The following is a 25,077-nucleotide window of genomic DNA, read 5'->3' as shown; positions in this document are numbered from 1 at the left end:
GCCGGGCCCATCATTGGCCCCGGCGGTGCCGTCGCCGTGTCTCAGCCGCGCACCAGATCCCCAAGCAGGCTGGCCGCGAGCGTCAGCTTGGAAAGGCTGAGGCCGGAGGCGGCGATGTCGCGCACGGTGCCGCGCATGCGCTCCACCTCGTCGCGGTGGGCGGCCACATAGGCATCAAGCCCTGCCTCCCCGGCGCCACCCTCGGTCAGGACCAGCCCGGTGATGCGCCGCAGGAAGGTTTCGAGCTGCATCAAGGCGCGGTCGAGGGCCAGGCGGTCATAGTAATCGGGCGCCACGATGCTGCGCGCCTGCATCACCAGGTCATCCACCGCGAAGTAGCGCCCGGTGGCGAAGAAGGTGCTGGCGACATCGGGGATGGGGCGCCCCGTGGTCTGGGCCAGGAGCGCGATGTCGGCCGCCGCCGCGAGCGCTTGGGTGGAGGCGAGCCGCCGCGCCAGATCCGGCGGGACCTCGTCCGCGGCGAGTTCGTCGATGCGCGCCTGGCGGGCGATCCGCCACGCCTCGGGCAGGCTCTCATCCAGCGCCGCGGCCACCGCCGCGATGCCGGCGCGATATCGCTCCACCACCGCCGCAATGCCCTCGGCGAACGAGACATTGCCGAGGAACCAGATGATGCGGCTGAGCGCCAGCTCTTCAAGCGCGGCATAGAGGCCGAGCTGGGTCATTCCCTTCACCTTGGTGTCGAGCGCATCGATCTCCGCCATGAGCTCGGGTAGCCCATAGCTGTCGCGCACCACGGCGAAGGCGCGGGTAATGGCGGCGGCATCGGCCCCGGTCTGGTCCGCGATGCGGGCGAGGGCGGACGGGCCGCATAGGTTCACGATGGCGTTGGAAAGTCCGGTGGCGATGATCTCCCGCTTCAGCGGATGAGCGGCAATGGCCTCGGGGAAGCGCGCCTCCACCTCCGGCGGGAAGTAGGTGACCAGCTCGCGGGCAAGATAGGGGTCGTCCGGCACGCTGGAGGCGACAAGGTCGGCATTGAGGGTGAGCTTGGCATAGGCCAGCAGCACCGCCAGCTCAGGCCGGGTGAGCACGTCCCCGCGCGAGCGCCGGTCGGCGATCTCTGCGTCGGAGGGCAGGAATTCCACCGCCCGGTCCAGCTCGCCGCGCGCCTCGAGCATCTGCATGAGCCGCTGCTGGAAGGCGAGGTTGTCGGCGCCGCTGCGCTGGGCCAGGGAAAGGGCCAGGGTCTGGGCATAATTGTTGCGCAGAACCAGGCGCGCCACTTCGTCGGTCATCTCCTTCAGCAGGCTGGCGCGGCTGTCGCGGGTGAGCGCCCGGGCCTCCAGCGGGTGGGCCAGGGCGATCTTGATGTTCACCTCCACGTCGGAGGTGTTCACGCCCGCCGAATTGTCGATGGCATCGGTGTTGAGGCGAATGCCGCGCCGTGCCGCCTCGATGCGGGAGCGCTGGGTCATGCCCAGGTTCGCGCCCTCGCCGATGACCTTGGCGTTGAGCTCGGCGCCGGTGACGCGCACGGCATCATTGGCGCGGTCGCCGGCATCGGCGTCGGTCTCGGCGGAGGCGCGCACATAGGTGCCGATGCCGCCGAAAAACAGAAGGTCCACGGACGACTTCAGAATGGCGTTGATGAGCTCCGCCGGGGTGGCGTGGGTCTTGGGGAACCGCAGCAGCGCCTGCACTTCGTCCGAAAGCTCGATGCTCTTGGCCGAGCGCGGAAACACGCCGCCGCCGGGGGAGATGAGGCGCGCGTCATAGTCGGCCCAGGAGGAGCGCGGCAGGTCGAACAGGCGCCGGCGCTCGGCATGGGCGCGTTCCGGGTCGGGGTCGGGGTCGAGGAAAATGTGGCGATGGTCGAAGGCGGCCACCAGCTTGATGGCGGATGACAAGAGCATGCCATTGCCGAACACGTCGCCGGACATGTCACCCACGCCCGCCACCGTCACCGGCGTGGTCTGAATGTCGATGTCCATCTCGCGGAAATGCCGCTTCACCGCCTCCCAGGCGCCGCGCGCGGTGATGCCCATGGCCTTGTGGTCGTAGCCCACCGAGCCGCCGGAGGCGAACGCGTCGTCCAGCCAGAAGCCGTGGCGGGCGGAAATGGCGTTGGCGGTGTCGGAGAAGGTGGCGGTGCCCTTGTCCGCGGCCACCACGAGATAGGGGTCGTCGCCGTCGAGGCGCACGGTGTCGGCGGGGTGGATCACCACGCCGCCCTTCAGGTTGTCGGTGAGGTCGAGCAGGCTGGAGACGAACAGCTCGTAGGCGGCGGTGCCTTCCGCGAAAATGGCCTCGCGGCTGCCGCCGGCGGGCAGGCGCCGGGGCACGAAGCCGCCTTTCGCCCCCACTGGCACGATCACCGCATTCTTCACCTGCTGCGCCTTCACCAGGCCGAGGATCTCGGTGCGGAAGTCCTGCGGCCGGTCGGACCAGCGCAGGCCGCCGCGCGCCACCTTGCCGAAGCGCAGATGCACGCCCTCCACGCGCGGCGCGCAGACGAAGACCTCGTAGAGCGGCCGGGGCAGGGGAAGCCCCTCCACCTTCGCGCTCTCCAGTTTGAGGGCGATCGCCTCGCGCGGGCGGCCCTCCTCGTCGGCCTGGTAATAGGTCGTGCGCACGGTCGCATCGACCAGATTGATGATGCGCCGGATGATGCGATCCTCGTCCAGGCTCGATACCTGGGTCAGCGCGCCGGCCAGCGCCTCGCGCAGGGAGCCCTCGCGGCCGGCGCGGGCCTCGGGCGTCAGCGCCGGGGCGGGATCGAAGCGGGTGCGGAACAGGGCCACGATGTCACGGGCGATGGCCTCATGCTTGGCCAGCGTGCGCCACAGATAATCAAGGCTGAAGGGAAGGCCGGCCTGGCGCAGGTAGCGTGCCAGCGTGCGCACCAAAGCGGCCTCGCGCCAGGAGAGACCGGCATCGAGCACCAAGGCGTTGAAGCCGTCATTCTCGGCGGCTCCGCGCAGCACCGCGTTGAGGCAGTCCTCGAGGCGTTCGTCCGCCCCGGTGATGGAGATGGCGCCGCCATCGGCCCGCTCCAGCGACATGTCGTGGAGCCAGCAGCGTTCCATGCTGGGCGTGCCCTCGGCTTCCTCCTCGCTGGCGATGCTGTCGCCGTCCTGGGGCTCGATGCGGTAGGTGCGCTCGTTGATGGCCTTGAGGCCCATGTTTTCCAGCATGGGCACGCGCAGCGACAGCGGCAGCGGCGCCCCGTATGAGAGCAGGCGCAGGGAGATGCGCGTGGCCGCATCATTGGGGCGCCGGTAGAAGTCGATGGCGACCGGGCGCTCCGGCGACAGGCGCTCGACGCGCTCGATGTCGGCGAGGGCGGTGGTCACGTCATAGGCGGCCTGGTAGCCGGCATCGAAGGCCGGGCCGTAGCGGTGTCGCAGCAGGGCGCCATTGGTGCCAGCCAGGACGGGGTCAGCCGTAATGGCGGCGCACAGGCGATCGGCCCAGGACTGGGTGGCGGCCGAAACGGCGCGCTCCAGCGCCGGCAGCTCCAGCTGTGGCGTCGGGCCGCCCGAGCGGTCCACCGTGTAATGCACGCGGGTGAGCGGCACGGCGGCCAGGAAGCTTTCGGTGAAAGCGGAGATGGCGCCGCCGAAGGCGCCTTCCAGGATCGTGCCCACCTGCTCGCGCACCTCCGCATCGAAGCGCTCGCGCGGCACGTAGACCAGCACCGAGGCGAAGCGGCCGAAGCGATCCAGGCGCGGCAGCACCCGCACGCGCGGCCGGTCATAAAGGGAGAGGATCTCGCGGGCGTGGGTGGCGAGGGTGGCGATCTCGATCTGGAAGAAGTCGTCGCGCGGGTAGGTCTCGAGCACCGTTTCCAGCGCACGGGCGGAGTGGCTCTCCGGCTCCAGGCCGGAGCCGCGCACGACCGCATCGGCCTTCAGCCGCAGATAGGGGATTTCCCGTACCGAATGGGTGTAGGCGGCCGAGGTCAAGAGCCCCACGAGATGGACGACGCCGGTGAGCCGGCCTTTCTCGTCGTGGGTCTTGATGCCCACATAGTCCATGACATTGCGCCGGTGCACGCGCGAGCGCAGGCTGGCCTTGGAGAAGACCAGAGGCAGCGGCCCTTCCAGGAAGGAGCGGATCTCCGGCGAGGTCACCACCGGCGTGTCGCCCAGGCGCAGCGCGCGCACCGTGGGGTCGCGCAGCACGCCGAGGCCGGAGCCAGGGTCCATCTCCAGTCCGCCTTTGCCATCCAGCGTGTAGGTGCGCACCCCGAGGAAGGTGAAATTGTCCTCGGTGAGCCAGGAGATGACGTCGGCGGCCTCCAGCCTGTCCTTTTCGGAATACGGCGTCTTGTCCTTGCGCAGGCTCTTGGCCAGGCTTTTCGCCTGCCTGCGCATGGCCTGGAAATCGGCATTGATGGCGTGGACATCGCCCAGCGTCGCCTCGATGCCGGCCTTGAGGCGCGCCTGTTCGGCGGCGTCGATGGTGGCCACGTGCAGGTGGATGAGGCTTTCGCGATTGTCCTCCGCCTCCCGGTCCGAATGCTCGGCGAGGCCCGAGGCCTTGCCGTCGCGGTCGCGCACCACATGGAAGATCGGGTGGGCTGCAAGCTTCAGTTGAAGCTTCCGATCAGCGAGCTCGCCGGCGACGGAATCGAACAGGAAGGCCATGTCGTCATTGATGGCCTCGATCACGGTCACGGCCGCGGCGCCCGTGCCGGCATCGAACACGCGCACGTCGGCAACGCCGCGCGGGCGGGTGATGAGGTGGGTCCAGGCGTCGCGGATCAGCCCGGCGGCCAGGGCCGGATCGAGGGGCGCGAGGTCTTCCGGCGCGATGGCGCCGAGGAAGGTGCGGGCGAACAACTCCGGCACCTCGGGCGCGGTTGCCGAGAGGATGGCGCGGATCGCGTCGATGCGTCCTTGCACGTCATGATCGGTTTCGGCAGTCTGAACGCCTTGAACAGTCATGGCCACTCCCCCGAATGGACGCCCTCGCCCGCACCGGCCCGGTTCCGCCTGGAACCGTCGGTTCCCGGTAGGGAACGTTCGGCCCGAGCCACGACGCCAAGATGACGAGGAAACGCCAATGCCCCCCACAGTGAAGACCGCGGCCGCCCGTTCAAGAGCGAAAAGCGCCGCCGCCGAAAAAACCAGCACGCCTGCGAAGCGGGCGCCCGCCACGCCGAACGCGGCTTCCGCCCCGGCCAAGGCTGCCGCGGTGGTGACGCGCAAGCGGGACGACACGCCCGCCATCGCGCTCGACCTGCCCATGGCGGAGCTGGACGCGGCGAATGAGGCGTATTTCGAGAAGTGCCGGACCAAGATCGGCTTCGTGCCCAATGTCTTGCAGGCCTATGCCTTCGACCTGGCGAAGCTTTCCGCTTTTTCCGCCATGTACAACGATCTGATGCTGGCTCCCTCCGGTCTGTCCAAGCTGGAGCGGGAGATGATCGCCGTTGCCGTTTCCAGCGTGAATCGCTGCTATTACTGCCTCACCGCCCACGGCGCAGCGGTGCGCCAGCTGTCGGGCGATCCGGTGCTGGGCGAGCAATTGGTGATGAACTATCGCGCCGCCCGGCTCGATCCGCGCCAGCGCGCCATGCTCGATTTCGCCGTGAAGCTCACCGAGCGGCCCCATGAGGTGGAAGAGGCTGATCGTGCCACTCTGCGGAACATCGGTTTCACGGAGCGGGACATCTGGGATATCGGCGCCGTCACCGGTTTCTTCAACATGACGAATCGCCTGGCCTCCGCCACCGACATGAGGCCGAACGAATCCTATCACGGGGACGCGCGCGCCCTGGCGCAATAACGGCTCGCACGCCGGTGCAACGGGCCCGCCAGGGCATCGGTGCACGGCGTGGATGCCCTCAACCATGTGGGCATCACAAAAATTTTTCCGAGCGTACGCTCGTTCTATTCCGCATTGTGGTATGAAGGACTTGGCCTCTCGGCGGACGAATGTTCGCTGGGAGGACCGGTTGACGCATCCGGCGCATCGCGTGCTAGGGTGCGCCGCACGATAAAGCGCACCGCTCAAGGTGCCGATCCGGAGGAAACCGCCAGAAGGGTGCGCACAGCGTGCGCGCATGCGCCCCCATGGCCTCAACACGAGGGCGCCCACCGATCATGGACACCGTCGCAGACGTGCCCTACATCGTTGAAGCATCAGGTCTCACGAAGGAGTTCAAGGGGTTCGCGGCCGTCAAGAACGTGAACCTCAAGATCCGCCGCCACACCATTCACGCCCTCATCGGGCCGAATGGAGCGGGCAAGACCACCTGCTTCAATCTCATCACCAAGTTTCTGGAGCCGACCCGCGGAACCATCCGCCTCAACGGCCGCGATATCACGCGTACGCCGCCGGCCGACGTGGCGCGGCAGGGCATGGTGCGTTCGTTCCAGATCTCAGCCACTTTCCCGCATCTCACGGTGTTGGAGAATGTGCGCATCGCGCTGCAGCGGCCCTTGGGCAATTCGTTCCGCTTCTGGCAGTCCGACGCGACGCTCAACGAGTTGAACGATCGTGCGCTGGAGCTGCTGGAGGACGTGGACCTGACCTCCTATCGCGACCATCTCGCGGTGGAGCTGCCCTATGGCCGCAAGCGCGCCCTGGAAATCGCCACCACGCTCGCGCTGGACCCTGAGATGCTGCTGCTGGACGAGCCCACTTCCGGCATGGGCCGGGAGGATATCGCCCGCACGGCCGAGCTCATCAAGCGGGTCTCGGCCAACCGCACCATCCTCATGGTGGAGCACAATCTCTCGGTGGTGGCGGACCTCTCGGACATGATCACCGTGCTGGCGCGCGGCGAGATCCTCACCGAGGGGCCCTATGCCGAGGTTTCCAAGAACCCGCAGGTCGTCGAGGCCTATATGGGCACCGGGCATGGAGCGCACTGACATGGCCGAGACCAACGCGCCCCTGCTTCAGGTGAAGGACCTGCACGGCCATTATGGCGAGAGCCATGTGCTGCACGGCATGACCTTCGACGTGCATCCCGGCGAGGTGGTGACCCTGCTCGGCCGCAATGGCGCCGGCAAGACCACCACCATGCGGGCCATCATGGGCCTCTTGCGCAAGCGTGCCGGCTCCATCCGCTATGAAGGCACGGAGACGGTGGGCCTCGCGCCCAACAAGATCGCCCGCCTCGGCATTGCCATCTGCCCGGAGGAGCGCGGCATCTTCGCGTCCCTCTCGGTGCGCGAGAACCTCCTGCTGCCGCCGGTGGTGCTGCCGGGCGGGCTCACAGTGGACGAGATCCACGAACTGTTCCCGCGCCTCGAGGAGCGCCGCAACAGCCAGGGCACCAAGCTTTCCGGCGGCGAGCAGCAGATGCTGGCCATCGCCCGCATCCTGCGCACGGGCGCCAAGCTGCTGCTGCTGGATGAGCCGAGCGAGGGCCTGGCCCCCGTCATCGTGCAGCATATCGGCCAGATCATCCGCGACCTGAAGAAAAAGGGCTTCACGGTGCTGCTGGTGGAGCAGAACTTCCACTTCGCCTCCACCGTCGCCGACCGCCACTATGTGGTCGAGCATGGTCGCGTGGTGGACATGGTGGAGAATGACAAGATCGCGGAAAACGCGGCGCGTCTCGAAGCATTCCTGGGCGTGTGATTCGATCACTGCGCCCGGTGCACTTGTGTTCCTGACAAATATAAAGCCGGCGAAAGTCCGGCACGGAGGAGACATCATGCGATTTGCTGCCATTCTGCTGGCGGCCACGAGCCTCGTCGGCATCGGCGTGGCCCAGGCTGCAGACCCCGTTCCCGTGAAGATCGGCGTGCTCAACGATCAGTCCGGCCTTTATGCCGATCTCGGCGGGCCCGGCTCGGTTTGGGCCGCCAAGAAGGCGGTGGAAGACTTCGGTGCCGCCGCCAAGGGCCTGAAGGTGGAGGTGATCGCCGCCGACCACCAGAACAAGGCCGACGTGGGCACCTCCATCGCCCGCAAGTGGTACGATACGGAAGGCGTGGACGTGATCCTCGACACGCCCAATTCCGGCGTGGCCCTCGCGGCTTCCGGCGTGACGCAGGAGAAGAACAAGGTCTTCATCAATTCCGGCGCCGCCACCTCCGACCTCACCGGCAAGGCCTGCACGCCCAATACCGTGCATTGGACCTATGACACCTGGGCGCTCGCGAACGGCACCGGCAAGGCGATCGTGAAGACCGGTGGCGACACCTGGTTCTTCCTCACCGCCGATTATGCCTTTGGCCACGCGCTGGAGCGCGACACCTCCAAGGTGGTGGTGGACAATGGCGGCAAGGTGGTGGGTTCCGTGAAGGTGCCGCTCAACAATGCGGACTTCTCCTCCTTCCTGCTGCAGGCGCAAAGCTCCAAGGCCAAGATCATCGGCCTGGCCAATGCCGGTGGTGACACCATCAATTCCATCAAGCAGGCGTCGGAATACGGCATCGTCGAGGGTGGGCAGAAGCTTGCCGGCCTGCTGATCTTCCTCACCGACGTGCATTCGCTGGGCCTGAAGACCGCGCAGGGGCTGAACCTCACCTCCGCCTGGTACTGGGACCAGACCGACGCCAACCGCAAGTTCGCAGACGAATTCGCCAAGGCCAATGGCGGCCGGCGCCCCACCATGGTGCAGGCCGGCGTGTATTCGGGCGTGCTGCACTATCTGAAGGCGGTCGAGGCCCTGAAGTCCGCCAAGGATGGCGCGGCCGTGGTGGCCGAGATGAAGAAGATCCCCACCGACGACCCGCTGTTCGGCAAGGGCGAGGTGCGCGCGGACGGGCGCCACATCCACCCCATGTACCTCTATGAGGTGAAGAAGCCGTCCGAATCCAAGGGGCCGTGGGATTATTACATCCTGAAGGCGACCATTCCCGCCAATGAAGCGTTCCGCCCGCTGAGCGAGAGCGACTGCCCCCTGGTGAAGAAGGGCTGAGGCCAACTCGAGACGGGCCGACCTTCCCCCGCGGGCCGGCCCGCTTTCTCCTGACGAGACGGATGTCCCATGTTCGAGCTTCTCGGCATTCCTCCCCAGGCGCTGTTTGGCCAGCTGCTGCTGGGCCTTATCAACGGCGCGTTCTACGCCATGCTGAGCCTCGGGCTCGCGGTGATCTTCGGCCTGTTGAACGTCATCAACTTCACCCACGGCGCGCAATACATGATGGGCGCGTTCGCGGCGTGGATGCTGCTCAACTATCTGGGCGTGCCGTTCTGGGGCGCGCTCATCATCGCGCCGGTGATCGTTGCCATCATCGGCATGGTGATCGAGCGTACGCTCCTGCGGCGCCTCTATAATCTCGATCATCTCTACGGCCTGCTGCTCACCTTCGGCCTCGCGCTCATCTTCGAGGGGCTGTTCCGGCGGCAATACGGGTCGTCGGGCCTGCCCTACAACAATCCGCTGCCGGGCGGCACCAATCTGGGCTTCATGTTCCTGCCCAATTACCGCGCCTTCGTGGTGGTGGCCTCGCTGGTGGTGTGCTTCGCCACCTGGTTCGTCATTGAGCGCACGAAGCTCGGCTCCTACCTGCGCGCGGCCACCGAGCGGCCGGACCTGGTGCAGGCCTTTGGCATCGACGTGCCGCGCATGATCACGCTCACCTACGGCTTCGGCGTGGGCCTGGCGGCGCTCGCCGGCGTGCTCGCGGCGCCCGCCTACCAAGTGAGCCCTACCATGGGCTCAAACCTCATCATCGTGGTGTTCGCGGTAGTGGTGATCGGCGGCATGGGCTCCATCATGGGCGCCATCCTCACCGGCTTCGGCCTGGGCGTGGTGGAGGGTCTCACAAAGGTGTTCTACCCGGAGGCCTCGTCCACCGTGATTTTCGTCATCATGGCCATCGTGCTCATGGTGAAGCCCGCCGGCCTGTTCGGCACGGCGAAGTGAGGCGGCTGCCATGAGCGCATCGACCAGTTCTTCTTCCCGCGCCCCGGCCGGCACCGCCTCCGGCGGCTCGTCCGTGCTCACCGTGATGGGCCTTGCAGCCATCGCGGTGCTGCTGGTGGCGCCGTTCGGCGTCTATCCCGTGTTCCTGATGAAGGTGATGTGCTTCGCGCTGTTCGCGTGCGCCTTCAACCTGATGCTGGGCTATACGGGCCTGCTCTCGTTCGGCCATGCCATGTTCTTCGGCGGCTCGGCCTACATCACCGCCCACACCATCAAGGTGATGGGCTTCTCGCCGGAGCTGGGTATTCTGGCGGGCGTCGCGTTCGCGGCGGCGCTGGGCTTTGTCGTGGGCATCATCGCCATCCGCCGGCAGGGCATCTATTTCGCAATGGTCACGCTGGCCCTGGCGCAGATGTTCTTCTTCTTCTGCCTCCAGGCCCCCTTCACCGGCGGCGAGGATGGTCTGCAGTCGGTGCCGCGCCGGCCGCTGTTCGGCTTCATCGACATCACCAACGACGTGCATCTGTATTATGTGGTGCTGGCCATCTTCGTGATCGGCTTCCTGGTCATCTACCGCACCATCCACTCGCCGTTCGGGCAGGTGCTCAAGGCCATCCGCGAGAATGAGCCGCGCGCCATCTCGCTGGGCTATCGGGCGAACCAGTACAAGCTGCTCGCGTTCGTGCTGTCGGCGGGCCTGGCGGGGCTTGCGGGCTCCACCAAGGTGCTGGTGTTCCAGCTGGCCTCGCTCACGGACGTCGCCTGGCAGATGTCTGGCGAGGTGATCCTGATGACGCTGGTGGGCGGCATGGGCACCATTCTCGGCCCGGTGGTGGGCGCCGCGGTGATCGTCACCATGCAGAACTATCTTGCCGGCCTCGGCGAGTGGGTGCTGGTGATCCAGGGCGTCATTTTCGTGGCCGCGGTGTCGCTGTTCCGCAGGGGCATCGTGGGTGAGGTGCTCGCCATCGCCAAGTATTACGGAAGCCGGAAGGCCGGCTGAACCGGCACCCGCGCGGCGCGACCGCGATCTTTTTGATTGCGTGTCATGTCGCTAGGCTATCCTCTGTCGCGACAGGTCACCAGGAGCAGGCGCCATGCGGTGCTGGCTCCTGGTGCCGGATTGGCGAGGGGAAGCGATGAACGCGGTCGGACCAGCGCAAGAGCAGCTTCATGGCGGCATCACGCGCTATGCGGACTGCCTGCTGCTCGGGGGCGGCATCGCCAGTGCTTCGGCGGCCGCAACCCTGCGGTCGGAGGGGGCCACCGGCTCCGTGATGATGGTTTCGGCCGAGGATGTGCCGCCCTATCATCACACGGCCCTGTCCAAGGGCCTGCTGCTGGGCGACGACCCGGATGGGCACATCTACATCCATCCCCAGAGTTTCTATGAAGAGAATGCCATCTCACTGGTGCTGGGCACCAAGGTGGTGCGGATCGACACGGTCAAGCAGCAGATCGTCACCGCCGCTGGCGAGCACATCGGCTACGGCCAACTGCTGATCGCCACCGGCGCCAAGCCGCGTCCGCTGGACGTGCCGGGCGCCAAGCTGCCCGGCGTCTTCAGCCTGCGCCACAAGACCGATGCCGATGCCATTCGCGCCGCCATGGTCGGGGCCAAGCGGGCGGTGGTGCTGGGTGGCAGCTATCTCGGCATGGAGATCGCCATGTCGCTGCTGGAGAAGGGGCTCAAGGTCACCATCATCGAGAAGGGGCCGCGCCTTCTGCCCCATTTGGAAGCCCCCAGCCTCTCCCAATATTTCGAGGATTATGCCCGCGAGCGGGGCGCCACCCTGCTGCTGGGCGACGCGGTCAGCGCCGTGCGCGGCAAGAACAAGGTGGAGGGGGTGGAAACCGCGGGCGGCCGCCGGGTGCCGTGCGAGCTCGTTGTCGTTTCCATCGGCGTGACCCCGGCCACCAGCTTTCTCGCGGGGAGCGGCATTCCCCTCGACGACGAGGGCTATGTGCTGGTGGACGAACAGTTGCGCACGGGCGTCGCCAATGTGTTCGCCGCCGGCGACATCACCAATTTCCATGATCCCGTGTTCGCCCGACGCCGTCACCTGCAGCATTGGGACAATGCGCTGAAGCAGGGCCGGCTGGCCGCCCGCAACATGCTGGGGCGCCGGCTGCGCTATGACGAAGTCTCCTATTTCTTCTGCGAGGTGGGCGACATCGGCTTCAACGTGCTCGGCGCCACCGAGGAGGCGGACAACTGGATTGCGCGCGGTTCTCTGGAGAACGGCTCGTTCGGGTTCTTCTACCTGAAGGGAGATGTGCCGCGCGCACTGTTCACCGTGGGGCGGCCGCCCGATGAAATCCGGGTGGCGGAAGGGTTGATCCGCTATCGGGTGTCTCTCGGCGCGGTGAAGCATCGCCTGCGCGAGCCGAGCTTCGTGCTTGATCACATCCCCACCCAGACGGCGCTGATTCTCCAGGGCGGCGGCGCGCTCGGCGCGTTCGAGTGCGGGGTGGTGAAGGCGCTGGAGGAAGAGGGCATTTTCCCCGACATCGTCGCCGGCGTCTCGATCGGCGCGCTGAACGGCGCGGTGGTGGCGGCCAATCCGCGCCATGCCACAGAGGCGCTGGAATCCTTCTGGGCCGACCTGTCCGTAGCCACCCCGCAGCTCCCCTTTCTGGAGATGCGGCGGGCGGCGGCGGCCTCCACCATTCTCACCATGGGCGTGCCGAACTTCTTCACACCGCGCTGGGTCATCCCCCCGCGTGGGCCGGAGGACTGGCCGGCCAACTGGACCAGCTATTACGACACCTCGCCCATGAAGGCGCTGCTGGCCAAATATGTGGACTTCTCCACCTTGAAGGACAGCCCGGTCCGGCTGCTGATGAGCGCGGTGAACGTCACCACCGCCAGCCTGGAGGTGTTCGACAGCTATGTGGACGAGCTGACCGCCGACCACGTTCTGGCCAGCGGCAGCCTGCCGCCGAGCTTCCCTTGGACCATCATCGACGGCAAGCCTTATTGGGATGGCGGGATCGTCAACAATTCGCCGCTGGATCTGCTGCTGGAGCGCTGCGGGCCGGACGGCAAGCGGGTCTTCATTGTCGACCTGTTCTCCGGCCGCCGGCCGCTGCCCTCAAACATGATCGAAGTGTTCGCGCGGCGCGAGGAGATCGTCTATTCCGAACGGGTGCAGAGTGATCTGCATTATCGCGAGAAGATCGAATATTATCGCAAGTTGGTCGACCACATCGTCAGCCGCCTCGATGATGTGGAGGCAGCCAAGGTGAAGCGTCTGCCCGCCTTTATCCAGCTCATGGGCGATGGCGCCATGAGCTCCATGACCCGCATCGTCCGCAGCGGCCAGGGCGCGGAACATGCTTCGCGCGACTATGATTTCTCCGATCTCGCGGTGCAGGCCAATATTGCCGACGGTTATGCCGAGGCGAAGCGCGCGCTGGGGCACGCCTGAGGCATTTCAAGGCTTCCATTGAAGGGGATGGCGCACGCCGCGTGCGGCCGTGCGGGCGGGCTCCTCATTCCCGCCCCGTGCGTAGAGCGCGCGGACGGGCCCTTATCCCGATGACATAGGTTGCCCCGTCGTGGCGGGCCCTGGTGTGACCGCGCTTAACACGCAGCGATCGCCCTTGTGCCCTTCCCGGCCAGGGCCGCCAGCCGTGGTCCACGCCGTTTCCTGCGGGCTCTCCTGTCGTGCTCCGGGGGGGGGGCAGTTTGACGGGCCGGACGGTGAAATGGGGGCTCACCATCCGGCCCGCTAGCCCATGCCGGTCAGGGCTTGGCATGGGTAGCTCAAATTTCACCGCGAACTCGGGCCCTCGGGGGGAGCCTCCAGCTCGCATGTTCGCGGTGCACAGCAACCTGAAATCAAGTGTGCTCGCATCGCGAGTAATTCGTCTTATCAAGTTTCAGAGCGCGCGAAAAGAAATAAATCTTCTGTTGAATTGGTATTGGTCGGCCTTTTGGAGTGAGGGGACGGTTTTGTTCCACTCCGGAATTTTCTGCATAAATCGTAGTTTTATCAGATGGATACCACCATCTCCCATCATGCAATGCGTGTATGACGGAATATAGCTTTTAGCAAGTCTTCCGTAGGGTTATATGGAGGCCATGCTATCTTCTGCCGCAGGCGATGGCTTGAGTCGGTTGTGTGAGTCGTGGATTTAGCTTTTGGTGCGAAATGAAACCTTAGCGCGAACGTGCCTCGGCTTGCGGGGCGCGCGCCGGGGCCTCTTGGTGTCGGTTTGCTTCAAAGTGGACTGAACTTTCCGGTTGTGGTTCGCTGCAGGGCATCTCACCTCCGCGAAGCCTCGGCGCCGATGCTGAAAAAATGTGCACGGTAGGATCGCGACTTGAAAATGGGCGGGGAAACGACACATGACTGTCGCATGTGCCCTCGATTGCGCCCTTTGCCCTTGCGAGCCAGCTTGCCATGAGCCAGCTTTCCGACAGCCATTACCGAACCGCATTCGAGAACGCGAGCGACGCGATCTTCATCCATGATCCTGACGACGGGCAGATCCTGGAGGCCAACGAGACATCGGAACTGCTGACCGGGTACTCGCGCGATGAATTGCTGACCATGACGGTTGCGGGCATCAGCCCGCCGCGCAAGCCCTTCTGCCCGGAGCAGGCGCTGCGGCTCATCCGCCGCGCCAGCGAGCAGGGCGGCTCGACCTTTGAGTGGACCATACTGCCGCGCGGGGGCGATGAGCTGCCGGTGGAGGTGAACCTCAAGGTCATCACCGTGGAAGGGCGCCGGCTGGTGCTGGCGCTGTTCCGCGACATTCGCGAGCGCAAGCTTTATGAGGAGCGGCTGATTGCGCGCGAGGCCCATTTCCGGCGCCTGATCCAGCATTCCTCCGATGGCATTGCCATCGTGCAGCCCAACGGCCGGCTGCGCTATGTGTCACCCTCCATCTCCACGGTGTTGGGCTATGACGAACGTCGCGCCACCGGCCGCAACGTGCTGGACTATATCCATCCCGCGGACATCGAACGGGTCCGCCTGCTGCTGCGTCCCGAGGGGCAGAGCCCGGCCGACGCGGATGGGGCCCAGCACGTCACCTATCGCATCCTCCACCGCGACGGCGGCTGGCGCCATCACGAGGCGACGGTGAAGAACCTGCTGCGGACCTCCGAGATGGAGGGCATCCTGGTCAACTACCGTGACGTGACCGAGCGCGTGGAGGCCGAGCGCAAGGCGCGCGAGCGTGAGCGTGAGCTGGAGCATGTGGCGCGCTGCCGCTCCATGGGCGAATTGGCCTCGGCCCTGGCCCACGAGTTGAACCAGCCGTTCGCGGCCATCGGCAATTATATCGGCGGCTGCATCCATCGCCTGGAGAGCGGCCGCTTCGATCCGGACGAGACGCTGACGGCGCTGCGCGAGGTGAATGCCCAGGCTGAGCGGGCAGGGCGCATCATGGGGTCCATCCTCAATTTCACGCGCCGAAATGAACCCCAGCGCCAGCAGGTGGATGTGAACGAGATGGTGCGGGACGTGGCCTCCTTCATCGACCTGAAGGCGGAGCGATCCGAGGCGCGGGTGGAATATGGGCTGTGCGAGCAGCCGGTCAGCGCGGTGGCGGACCCCATCCTCATCGAGCAGGTCATCCTCAACATTGCTTTCAATGGCATCGAGGCGATGGCCGGCACGGCGCCCGAGCGGCGGGTGCTGCGGATCACCACCGATCGGCTGCCGCGCGCCGTGCGCATCTCGGTGGAGGACAATGGCCACGGCCTGCCGCGCATGAATCCGGACCAGATTTTCGACGCCTTCTACACCACCAAGAAGGAGGGGCTGGGCATCGGCCTGGCTCTGTGCCGCACCATCGTCGATTCCCATGCCGGGCACATGTGGGCAACATCCGGGGCGAGGGGCACGGTGTTCCACGTCGCCTTGCCTATCGAGGAAGAAAAGGGAGGCCACGCATGAGCACACCGCCGCGACCGGAGGCCGGGGCCCCCGTGCCTGTCGTCTATATCGTGGATGACGACGACGCGGTGCGCACCTCCCTGCGCTTCCTTTTGGAATCCGTCGGGTGCGACCTGCGCGTGTGCGCGGGGGCGGCCGAGTTCCTTGATGCCTATGACACGGGCAGGCCCGGCTGCGTTGTGCTCGACGTGCGCATGCCGATGATGGGTGGTTTTGACCTCCAGAAAGAGCTTTCGCGCCGGGGCGCGCCGCTGCCCATCGTCTTCATCACGGGCCATGGCGACGTGCCCATGTCGGTGCGGGCGCTCAAAAGCGGGGCCTTCGATTTCATCCAGAAGCCGTTCAATTATCAGGTGATGATCGACACCATCCAGGCCGCGGTGGCGGAAGGCGTGCGCCTTTTTGCGGAGGCCCAGCACAATACGCGAAGGGCCCAGCGCCTCCATTCTCTCTCCCCCCGCGAGCGGTCGGTGCTTGACCTGATGATCGAAGGGCATCAAAATAAGCAGATCGCCCATGAATTGGGCATCAGTCCCAAGACCGTCGAGGTGCATCGCGCCAATATTCGACAGAAGTTGGGCACCGACAGCCTTGCCAAGATCGTGCAGATGGTGTGCGGCGTGAAGCCGGCATCTGGGGAGACCCCCGATTTCCATTAGGGAAAACCCTAATAGGTCTGCGATCGTCCCCAATTGAGGGCGGTCCGTGCGCCTTTCTAAAGTGACTCCAGAACCTGCGGGAACGCGGGAGCCAGCCGGAAGTCAAATCTGGCGGCGAAACCTGACACTGGGGTCACGATGTCTCACACAGCACAGCGTATTCTTGTTGCCACTTCGCTGCTGTTCTGCGGCGCGGGGGCGGCGCACGCCACCGAAGGTGGTGGCGGCTCCTACCAGAACGGCGCCGAAAGCTTCATGACCGGCTATCTGCCGCCGCCCGGTTTCTACCTGGTCAGCTACAACGAATATTATACGGCCAGCACCTTCAAGAACAGCAGTCCGCTCTTCAACGACTTCAGTGCCACGGCCGCGGCCACCGTATTCCGCGCCATCTATGTCACCGATGTGCAGATCCTGGGCGCCAACTGGGCCATGCACGCCTTCCTGCCCATCGCCAGCGTGGACGCGTCCTTCGGCGGCATGTCGGGGCATTCCACCGGCATCAGCGACATCACCATCGATCCCTTTATTCTGGGCTGGCACTTCGGCGACTGGAACTTCATCACCGGCTTCGATATCACCTTGCCGACCGGGCGCTATGATGCGAACTCGCTCGCCAATACCGGGCGGAACTACTTCACTTTCACGCCCGTCTTCGCCTTCACCTACCTGAATAAGGAGGGTTGGGAGTTCTCCGCGAAGGTCATGTACGACTTCAACACGGAGAACCAGGATACAAACTACCAGTCCGGCCAGGAGTTGCACACGGACTTCGTGGCGGCCAAGCATTTTGGCCCGTTCGCCATCGGCGTCGGCGGCTATGCTTATAAGCAGACCACACCTGACAGTGGCCTTGGCGCCGTGTTCGGCGGCTTTGAAGGGCAGGCGGTCGGTCTCGGTCCGCAGATCATGTACACCTCCGGAAAACTCACGGCTGTCGCCAAGTATATGAGCGAGTTCGCGGTGGAAAATAAGCCGCAGGGCGACCGGGTGTGGGTCAACATCATCGCTGCTTTCTGAATTTCTGCACATTTTTCGGAGTTCAAGATCATGCCGGCTGTGCCCGTCATCGATGTGTTTTCCTATTCCGGCGGCATCGTCGGTCCGTCGGTTCCCATGCTCGGCCCGGTGGCCGATGGCGGCACCATCCGCACCGGCACGCCTCCGGGCTGCTGGGGGCCCATGATCACGCCCAAGTTCCAGGGCGGCCATGAGGTGACCCAGCCGGTGGCCGTGGAGGGCGCCGAGGTGGGCGACGCGGTGGCCATCAAGATCCGCAAGATGCAGGTCACCTCGCTCGCCACCGCCTCGGGCGTGATGGAGTTTGTGGAAGGGCGCTATCAGGGCGACCCCTTCGTGGCCAAGCTCTGCCCGGTGTGCGGCACCATGAGCCCGCCGAGCCACGTGGAAGGCATCGGCGACGAGGCCATTCACTGCGACGTCTGCGGCTCCGAGGTGAACGCGTTCCGCGTGGCGAACGGCTATGTGATCGTGCTGGACCGCGAGGCGGGCGTCAGCCTCACCGTCAGCAAGGAAGTGGCGCAGAAGCTGGCTGGCGAGGCGAGCGAATTCTCGGCCCTGCCGGCGGCGGCCGAGCAGCACTCCATCCTCAGCCTTGCCCATGCGGACATTGCGGGTCTTGCGGCCCACATGCAGCCCTTCCTCGGCAATATCGGCTCGACCCCCTCCGCCGACATTCCGGACTCCCACAATGCGGGCGATTTCGGCTCCTTCCTCGTGGGCGCGCCGCACAAATACGCGCTGACCGCCGAGGCGCTGGCCGCCGCCAAGACCGACGGCCACATGGACACCAATTCGGTGCGTGAAGGGGCCATCCTCATCTGCCCGGTGAAGGTGAAGGGCGCCGGCATCTATATGGGCGACATGCACGCCCAGCAGGGCAATGGCGAGATCGCCGGCCACGCCACCGACGTCTCGGGCGAGACCGAGGTCGAGGTGGAGGTCATCAAGGGCCTTGGCATCGATGGCCCGATCCTGCTCCAGCGCCCCGACGACCTGCCGCCCATGGCGCGCCCCATGACCGGCGCCCAGAAGGCGGCGGTGAAGGCGCTCGGCGCCCGCTATGGCCAGATGGAGGTGGAGGAGAACGGCCCCATCACCTTCATCGGCTCCGCCGCCAACCTCAATGATGCCACCAAGAACGGCCTGGAGCGCGCCGCCGCCGTCACGGGCCTGCCCTACGACGAGATTTTGAACCGGGCCACCATCACCGGCTCCATCGAGATCAGCCGTCTGCCGGGCGTGGTGCGCGTCACCTTCCTCTGCCCCATGCCGATCCTGGAACGGCTCGGCATCGCCCATCTCGTGCGCGCCCAATACGGACTTTGAGGAGCACATCCATGTCTGACACCCAGCAGAAGTGGGCTTCGGCCTTTCCCGAGCTCGGCACCGGCCCCATCCCGGTGGAGCCCTGCGTTTCCCCCGCTTTCTTCGACGCCGAAATGGAGAAGGTGTTCAAAAAGGCCTGGCTGAAGGTGGCGCGGGTGGAGGAAATGCCCAAGGCCGGCGACTTCAAGGTGAAGAAGCTGGCCTTCGCCCACACCTCCATCATCCTCATCCGCGGCAAGGACGGAACCATTCGCGGCTTCCACAATGTGTGCTCCCACCGGGGCAACAAGGTGGTGGTGGAGACCGGCGACGAAACCTTTGGCTCCAGCAAGGCGGCGGTGGTCACCTGCCGCTTCCACGGCTGGGTCTATGACGCCAAGGGCGAACTGGTCTCGGTGCCGGAGGAGGAGAAGTTCCACTCCTGCTTCCATCGCGGCGAGAATGGCCTGACCCCCGTGCGCACCGAGGTGTGGGCCGGCTTCGTGTTCGTCAATCTAGACGCGGAGGGCAAGGAAAGCCTCACCGATTTTCTGGGCGGCATCGGCCGGCATCTCGGCGACTTCCCCTATGAGAAGATGGGCAAGTGCTATGCCTACAACACGGTTCTGAACTGCAACTGGAAGGTCGCCCACGACGCCTTCGCGGAAGCCTATCACGTGGCCACCATCCACGCCGGTTCGTTCCCGAACGTGTTCTCCTCGGGCCTTCAGAACGTGCAGCTGTTCGGCCCCCACCGCACCACGGCGGTGTGCCTGTCCATGGATGCCGAGCCCAAGCCCGTGGCCAAGCTCGCCAATTCCATCACCGGCGCCTCGCTGGTCACCAATCGCGGCGCCTCCATGCTGCCGCCGAGCGTGAACCCGGATCGCCGGCCCGATTTCTCCTTCGAGCTGTCGGTGCTATTCCCGAACCTGCTGCTGCATGTCTCGGAAGGCATCTGGTTCACCCACCAGTTCTGGCCGCTCGCCCATAACAAGACACGCTGGGAAGGAAAGTATTACCTGCCCATGCCGAAGACCAACTCTGAAGTGTGGGCGCAGGAGTTCTCCCAGGTTCTCCAGCGCAATGCGTGGCTGGAGGACACCGCCACCATGGAGGACACTCAGGACGCCCTGGAGTCCGGCGCCAAGAGCGTGATGCACCTGCAGGACGACGAGGTGCTCATCCGCCACGGCTACCACGCCCTTGAACACTTCATGACCGCCGCCGAGTGAGGATGACGCGATGACCACGACCCTTCCCGCGGATTTCCAGGGCCTCGCCCCCTTCGCCGCCTGGGCGCTGTCCACCCAGGATGAGCGGCAGCACAAGCGCATCAGCTCCACCAAGGCGGAGCTGAAGGAATTCTACGAGGCGATGCTGCCCGCGCTGCCCAAGATCCTGGAATATGTGGATCAATTCCCTCTGGGCCAGATCGCGCCCGAGGCCAAGCCGGTGTTCTGGATGGCCCTGTCCATGGCCGAGGTGGCACCCCACGTGGAGCTCTATCGCGGCGATCCGAAGGTGCCGCACTCGTTCGACGAGGCCCGCTTCGTCGCCGAGCACGGCCAGATCCCGGCATGAGCACCGCGATGGGCGGCACCGATGGGCTGGAGCGCCGCCTGGCGCGGCTCGAAAGCCTGGAGGAGATCCGCAGGCTCGTCGGGCTCTATGCCCTCGGCGCCGACCGGCGGAACGATCCGGAGATCTTCGCCGGATTGTACACCGAGGATGCTGTGTGGGAGGCGGCCGGCTTTGGCCGCTTCCAGGGCCGCGAGCTGATCGTGAGCGAGCTCGCCCGCATCGGCCGCGAAACCATCGTCTGGACGCTGCATTACATGACCTCGCCGGTGATTGACATCGACGAGGACGGGGAGGGCGCCCGCTGCCGCTGGTGGCTGTGGGAGCTCTCCAAGATCAAGGACCAGCCCGGCGACGAGCCGGTGGCCCACTTCCTGGGCGGCACCTACGACACGCGCCTCAAGCGCGCGCCCAACGGCTGGCGCTTCTGCCACGTCACCCTAGATCTGCCCCTCATCAGCCCCCACGAGCCGGGCTTCAAGACCCGGCCGTGACCTTCCAGATTTCAAGGAACATCCCATGCGCAAGATCGCCATCATCGGCGGCGGGCAGGCCGGCCTGCTGCTCGGCTTCGGCCTGATCGACAAAGGCTACGACGTCACCATCTATTCGGACCGCACGGCAGAGCAGGTGCTGCATTCGCGCCTCGCCACCACGGCCTTCCTGTTCGAAAGCTCGCTGAAGATCGAGCGCGATCTGTGCTTGAATTTCTGGGAAGACGTCGGCCCCTATGGCGAGGGCATCCATGTGGACTTCCGCGGGCCGGACGGCACCGTGGGCCTGTCCGTGCAGGGGCGGCTCGGCGTCAATCATGGCCAGGCGCTGGACGTGCGCACCAAGTTCCACCGCTGGATGAACGAATTCTCCCGGCGTGGCGGGCGGCTCGTCATCCAGGCCATCACCATCGCCGACCTGGAGCGCATCTCGGCCGAGAACGACCTCACCATCGTCGCCGCCGGCAAGGGCGCAATCACGGCCCTGTTTGAGCGCGACGAGGCCCGCTCGCCCCACAAGGTGCCGCCGCGCAATCTCGCCGCCGTGCTGGTGACGGGGTCGAACCTCACCGGTGACCGGCCATGGCGCGAGATCCCCTTCCGTCCGCTGCGCTTCAACTTCATTGCGGGTGCTGGCGAATACTTCTCGCTGCCCTTCTATACGCACACCAAGGGCGAGTGCCGCTCCTTCCTCTTCGAGGCCGTGCCCGGCGGCCCCATGGATGTGTTCCAGGACGTGAAGGACGGCGCGGAGATGCTGGCCACCGTGCGTGAGGTGGTGAAGCGCCTCACCCCCGACCAGGCCGAGCACGTGCCCGACGACATGGAGCTGACCGACGCTAATGCGTGGCTGAAGGGCTCGTTCACGCCCGTCACCCGAAAGCCGGTGGGCGTGCTGCCCTCGGGCAATATCGTGTTCGGCATCGGGGATGCGGTGGTGCTCAACGATCCCATCGCCGGGCAGGGCGCCAACAATGCCAATCGTATGGTGAAGGCCTATCTCGCCGCCATTCTGGAGCGGGGCGACAAGCCGTTCGACCGCGACTGGATGGAAAGCCTGTTCAACGGCTTCTGGGAAACCTCCGGGCAATATACCTGCGGGTTCACCAATGGCCTGCTGGTGCCGCCCACGCCGGCGGTGATGGAAATCCTCGGCGCCGCCTCCAAGGTGCCGGCCATTGCCGACGAGTTCTGCGGTAACTTCAACGATCCCACCCGCTTCTGGCCGGCCATCGCCGATCTCGACGCGGCCAAGCGTTATGTGGCGTCGAAGGTGGCCCATGTCGCGTGAGATGGTGTCGCTCGACGCTGCGGCCGAGACTGCGGAAGCGGAGCGGCGCGCCTTGCGCCGTTCCCTCTCCCTCTACGCCACCGGCGTGTGCGTGGTGACCACGCTGGCGCCGGAGGGTGAGAAGGTGGGGCTGACGGTGAACTCCTTCGCCTCGGTCTCCCTGGACCCGCCCTTGGTGCTGTGGAGCCTGGCCAAGACTTCACCGCGCCTGTCCCTGTTCCGGGGCGCGACGCATTTCGCGATCAATGTGCTTTCCGCCGCCCAGGAAGACCTGTGCAACCGCTTCGCCCGCCCGGGCGCGGATCGGTTCGCGGGGCTCGATCTCGATGCGGGCGCGGGCGGCGCGCCGCTGCTGCCGGGCTGCCTCGCCACGTTCGAATGCGCGCGGCACGAGGTGGTGGAGGGCGGCGACCACATCATTCTCATCGGCCGGGTGGTTGCGCACCGGCGCGGCGCCGGAGCCCAGCCCCTTGTGTTCTGCAACGGGGCGCTCCGAAGCTGGCCGAGCCTTCAGGAGGCGAGCCATGGCTGATTTGTCGGGCAAGGTGGCCATCGTCACCGGCGGCGCCACCCTCATCGGCGCCGCTGTGGCGCGCAAGCTGGTGGAGGCGGGCGCCCGCGTCGTCATCGCCGATATCGACGCGGAGGGTGGCGCGCGGGTGGCGGCGGAGCTCGGCGCCGCCGGGCTCTTCGTCCGCACCGACGTGGGGGATGATGGCGCCATCGCGGCCACGGTCGCCACCTGCGTGGAGCGCTTCGGACGTATCGACGCCTTGGTGAATGCGGCCGCCTGCTACATCGACCAGGGGCCGTCCTCCTCGCGGGCGGACTGGGCGGCGGCGTTCAATGTGAACGTGTTCGGGGGCATCGCCTTCCTTCAGGCCTGCCGACCGCACATGGCGGCCCAGGGCGGCGGCGCGGTGGTGAACTTCACCAGCGTGTCGGGGCATATCGCCCAGGCGGGACGCTGGGTCTATCCCGCCACCAAGGCCACCATCGAGCAGGTCACGCGCTCGCAGGCCCTTGATCTTGCCGGCGACGGCATCCGTGTGAACGCGGTGTCGTTGGGCTGGACCTGGTCCGCGCCCATCTCCGCCATGGTCGGCGGTGACCGGGCGAAGGCGGATCGCATCGCCGCGCCCATGCACATCACCGGCCGGGTTGGCGATCCGGACGAGGTGGCCGAGGCGGTGCTGTTTCTGTTGTCGCCGCGCGCCTCCCTCATCACCGGCACCACCCTGTCGGTGGATGGCGGCTATCTGGCCCTGGGGCCCGAGCGGCGGGGCCTTTCCCTGGCGGAGATCGAAGCATGAGCGAGACCCTGACGGACGACATCGTGCTCTGCCGCGCTTCCGACGTGCCGGAAGGCGGGGCGCTGAAGGTGGAATTGGACGGCCGCGCGCCGCTGGCCGTGTTCCGCGTCGGCGGGCATTTTTTCGTCACCGACGACACCTGCACCCATGGGGATGCCTCCCTCTCCGAAGGGGAGGTGGATGAAGAGGACATGGTGGTGGAATGCCCCTGGCATTCGGGGGCGTTCGAGCTCGCCACCGGCAAGCCGTGCGGGGCGCCGTGCACCATTCCCCTGAAGGTCCATCGCTTCGAGCTGCGCGGCAACGACATCGTGCTGGTGCCCTGAGCCATGGCGCGCATCACCCTCGACACCGGCGACACCGGCGACACCTTCGACTGCGCGGACGGCGACACCCTGTTGCGGGCCGGCCTGCGCGCGGGCCTCGGCCTGCCTTACGAATGCAATGCCGGCGGCTGTGGCACCTGCAAGGTGGAAGTCACCTCCGGCGAGGTGGAGAACCTTTGGCCCGACGCGCCGGGCCTCTCCGATCGCGACCGGCGCAAGGGGCGCGTTCTGGCCTGCCAATGCCGCGCGCGTGGGGATTGCACGGTGAAGGTGCGGCTGGACCCGGCCTGCGTGCCGTTGATCTCTCCCGTGCGGTGCAAGGCGGTGCTGGACGGCAGCGACGACATCACCCACGACATCCGCAGCTTCCGCTTCCGGGCCGAGGGGCCGGCGCGTTTCCTGCCTGGGCAATATGTGATGCTGTCTTTGCCCGATGGCCTGGAGCGCGCCTATTCCCTCGCCAACCTGCCCAATGAGGCGGGGGTGTTCGAGGTGATGGTGCGCCGTGTGCCCGGCGGGCGCATGACCACGCGCCTGTTCGAGGGGGCGGTCGACGAGGTCACGCTCGACGGGCCGTTCGGCCTGGCCCATCTGCGGCCGGGGGAAAGGGACGTGGTGTGCCTGGCGGGGGGCTCGGGCCTGGCGCCGATGGTCTCCATTGCCCGTGCCGTGGCGGCGGAGGGCGCGCCCCGGCGCGTGATCTTCTTCCATGGCGGGCGCACCGGCGCCGATGTGCTGGATGTGGCGTGTCTTGATGCGCTGACCGGTCTCGGGCCGCGCCTGACTTATGTGCCGGTGGTGTCGGGGGAGATGGTGCGCGGGCTCGCGCACGGCATGGTGCACGAGGCGGCGCAGGCCTGGCTTGAGGGGACCATGGATCGCTTCGACTATTATTGCGCCGGCCCGCCTCCGATGATGCAGGCGCTGGAGACGATGCTTGTGCGCGAAGGCGGGCTGCCCGCAGACCGCGTGCGCTTCGATCGCTTCTTCTGACGCGCATCGAGCGGGCAAGGGGCCGTCGCGGGGGCGGCCCCTTTGCTTTTGTGGCTCGGGCCCATCCGGCTCGGCTCGCTCAGGCGGATGCGATCCTGGTGCGGTGTGCAAGGCGGGATTGAGAAGCGAGAAGCAAGGCTTGGTCCGTGTCGCGCTCCCTCCCCGGCCTGCGGGGAGGGAGCGCGACCAAGATCCGGCCTCTCATGCCGACCATGGGCGTTGAAAGCGCATGGCCTTTGAGAGGCCCAGCTTTCCCCTTCTTGCCGCGCCGTTCTTCCCTGCGTTCACGCCCCCGCCCCGCACGCGGGAGAGGGGTTGCGGTGGGAGGCGCGCCCAAACCTCACCCAAGCCGCGCCCAAGCCGCGCTCCCAAGCCGCG

Annotated in this window: 20 protein-coding genes; 19 read left to right on the top strand and 1 reads right to left on the bottom strand. The window is 66.2% G+C overall.

Features of this window, described 5'->3' with window-relative positions; translation table 11 throughout:
• Nucleotides 1-41: 41 nt before the first annotated feature.
• Nucleotides 42-4,913 carry an NAD-glutamate dehydrogenase gene (locus tag V5F26_RS19535; protein WP_394946589.1) on the bottom strand — a complete coding sequence of 1,624 codons (4,872 nt, stop codon included), beginning with the start codon at nt 4,911-4,913 and terminating at the stop codon, nt 42-44.
• Between the two features lie 301 nt (nt 4,914-5,214).
• On the opposite strand from V5F26_RS19535, the gene V5F26_RS19530 reads away from it, so the two are divergent.
• The 19 genes from V5F26_RS19530 to V5F26_RS19440 all read left to right on the top strand — a co-directional run bounded on the left by V5F26_RS19530 (nt 5,215) and on the right by V5F26_RS19440 (nt 24,699).
• Nucleotides 5,215-5,757 carry a peroxidase-related enzyme gene (locus tag V5F26_RS19530; RefSeq protein ID WP_394946812.1) on the top strand — a complete coding sequence of 181 codons (543 nt, stop codon included), beginning with the start codon at nt 5,215-5,217 and terminating at the stop codon, nt 5,755-5,757.
• Between the two features lie 317 nt (nt 5,758-6,074).
• Entirely contained in the window at nt 6,075-6,848 is a 774-nt protein-coding gene (locus V5F26_RS19525) for an ABC transporter ATP-binding protein (protein ID WP_234053029.1), read from the top strand.
• A 1-nt stretch (nt 6,849) separates the two neighbouring features.
• Entirely contained in the window at nt 6,850-7,563 is a 714-nt protein-coding gene (locus tag V5F26_RS19520; RefSeq protein ID WP_394058609.1) for an ABC transporter ATP-binding protein, read from the top strand.
• Nucleotides 7,564-7,639: 76 nt separating this feature from the next.
• On the top strand, nt 7,640-8,851 hold the full coding sequence (locus V5F26_RS19515) for an ABC transporter substrate-binding protein (RefSeq protein WP_394946588.1): 1,212 nt from the start codon (nt 7,640-7,642) through the stop codon (nt 8,849-8,851).
• Nucleotides 8,852-8,920: 69 nt separating this feature from the next.
• Entirely contained in the window at nt 8,921-9,802 is an 882-nt protein-coding gene (locus tag V5F26_RS19510; protein ID WP_394058607.1) for a branched-chain amino acid ABC transporter permease, read from the top strand.
• 10 nt (nt 9,803-9,812) lie between these two features.
• Nucleotides 9,813-10,805, top strand: a complete 993-nt coding sequence (locus tag V5F26_RS19505; protein ID WP_394058605.1) for a branched-chain amino acid ABC transporter permease — start codon at nt 9,813-9,815, stop codon at nt 10,803-10,805.
• 136 nt (nt 10,806-10,941) lie between these two features.
• Nucleotides 10,942-13,233: an FAD-dependent oxidoreductase gene (locus tag V5F26_RS19500; protein WP_394946587.1), complete on the top strand. Its 2,292-nt coding sequence runs from the start codon at nt 10,942-10,944 to the stop codon at nt 13,231-13,233.
• A 978-nt stretch (nt 13,234-14,211) separates the two neighbouring features.
• Nucleotides 14,212-15,714: a PAS domain S-box protein gene (locus V5F26_RS19495; protein ID WP_394946586.1), complete on the top strand. Its 1,503-nt coding sequence runs from the start codon at nt 14,212-14,214 to the stop codon at nt 15,712-15,714.
• A complete protein-coding gene (locus V5F26_RS19490) occupies nt 15,711-16,373 on the top strand; it encodes a response regulator transcription factor (protein WP_394058599.1) in 663 nt (220 codons plus the stop codon). The genes V5F26_RS19495 and V5F26_RS19490 overlap by 4 nt, the downstream gene beginning before the upstream one ends.
• Nucleotides 16,374-16,511: 138 nt before the next feature.
• Nucleotides 16,512-17,393 carry a SphA family protein gene (locus tag V5F26_RS19485; protein ID WP_394946585.1) on the top strand — a complete coding sequence of 294 codons (882 nt, stop codon included), beginning with the start codon at nt 16,512-16,514 and terminating at the stop codon, nt 17,391-17,393.
• 30 nt (nt 17,394-17,423) lie between these two features.
• A complete protein-coding gene (locus V5F26_RS19480; protein ID WP_394946584.1) occupies nt 17,424-18,722 on the top strand; it encodes an acetamidase/formamidase family protein in 1,299 nt (432 codons plus the stop codon).
• Between the two features lie 11 nt (nt 18,723-18,733).
• Nucleotides 18,734-19,936: an aromatic ring-hydroxylating oxygenase subunit alpha gene (locus V5F26_RS19475; RefSeq protein WP_394946583.1), complete on the top strand. Its 1,203-nt coding sequence runs from the start codon at nt 18,734-18,736 to the stop codon at nt 19,934-19,936.
• A gap of 10 nt (nt 19,937-19,946) precedes the next feature.
• On the top strand, nt 19,947-20,285 hold the full coding sequence (locus tag V5F26_RS19470; RefSeq protein ID WP_394946582.1) for a hypothetical protein: 339 nt from the start codon (nt 19,947-19,949) through the stop codon (nt 20,283-20,285).
• On the top strand, nt 20,282-20,776 hold the full coding sequence (locus V5F26_RS19465; protein WP_394946581.1) for a nuclear transport factor 2 family protein: 495 nt from the start codon (nt 20,282-20,284) through the stop codon (nt 20,774-20,776). Before V5F26_RS19470 ends, V5F26_RS19465 begins: the two co-directional genes overlap by 4 nt.
• 25 nt (nt 20,777-20,801) lie before the next feature.
• Nucleotides 20,802-22,067 (top strand): styrene monooxygenase/indole monooxygenase family protein, encoded by a 1,266-nt coding sequence (locus V5F26_RS19460; protein ID WP_234053016.1) that lies wholly within the window; start codon nt 20,802-20,804, stop codon nt 22,065-22,067.
• Nucleotides 22,057-22,599, top strand: a complete 543-nt coding sequence (locus V5F26_RS19455; RefSeq protein ID WP_394058588.1) for a flavin reductase family protein — start codon at nt 22,057-22,059, stop codon at nt 22,597-22,599. The genes V5F26_RS19460 and V5F26_RS19455 overlap by 11 nt, the downstream gene beginning before the upstream one ends.
• Nucleotides 22,592-23,380 carry an SDR family oxidoreductase gene (locus tag V5F26_RS19450; protein WP_394946580.1) on the top strand — a complete coding sequence of 263 codons (789 nt, stop codon included), beginning with the start codon at nt 22,592-22,594 and terminating at the stop codon, nt 23,378-23,380. The genes V5F26_RS19455 and V5F26_RS19450 overlap by 8 nt, the downstream gene beginning before the upstream one ends.
• The gene (locus V5F26_RS19445) at nt 23,377-23,706 is read left to right on the top strand and encodes a non-heme iron oxygenase ferredoxin subunit (RefSeq protein WP_394946579.1); all 330 of its coding nucleotides are present in this window, start codon (nt 23,377-23,379) and stop codon (nt 23,704-23,706) included. The genes V5F26_RS19450 and V5F26_RS19445 overlap by 4 nt, the downstream gene beginning before the upstream one ends.
• A gap of 3 nt (nt 23,707-23,709) precedes the next feature.
• Entirely contained in the window at nt 23,710-24,699 is a 990-nt protein-coding gene (locus V5F26_RS19440; protein ID WP_394946578.1) for a 2Fe-2S iron-sulfur cluster-binding protein, read from the top strand.
• Nucleotides 24,700-25,077: the final 378 nt, after the last annotated feature.

Source organism: Xanthobacter variabilis, assembly GCF_043831965.2.
Taxonomy (GTDB): Bacteria; Pseudomonadota; Alphaproteobacteria; order Rhizobiales; family Xanthobacteraceae; genus Xanthobacter.
The sequence above is the reverse complement of the archived record's forward strand: the minus strand, read 5'-3'. Positions and strand labels throughout refer to the sequence as shown.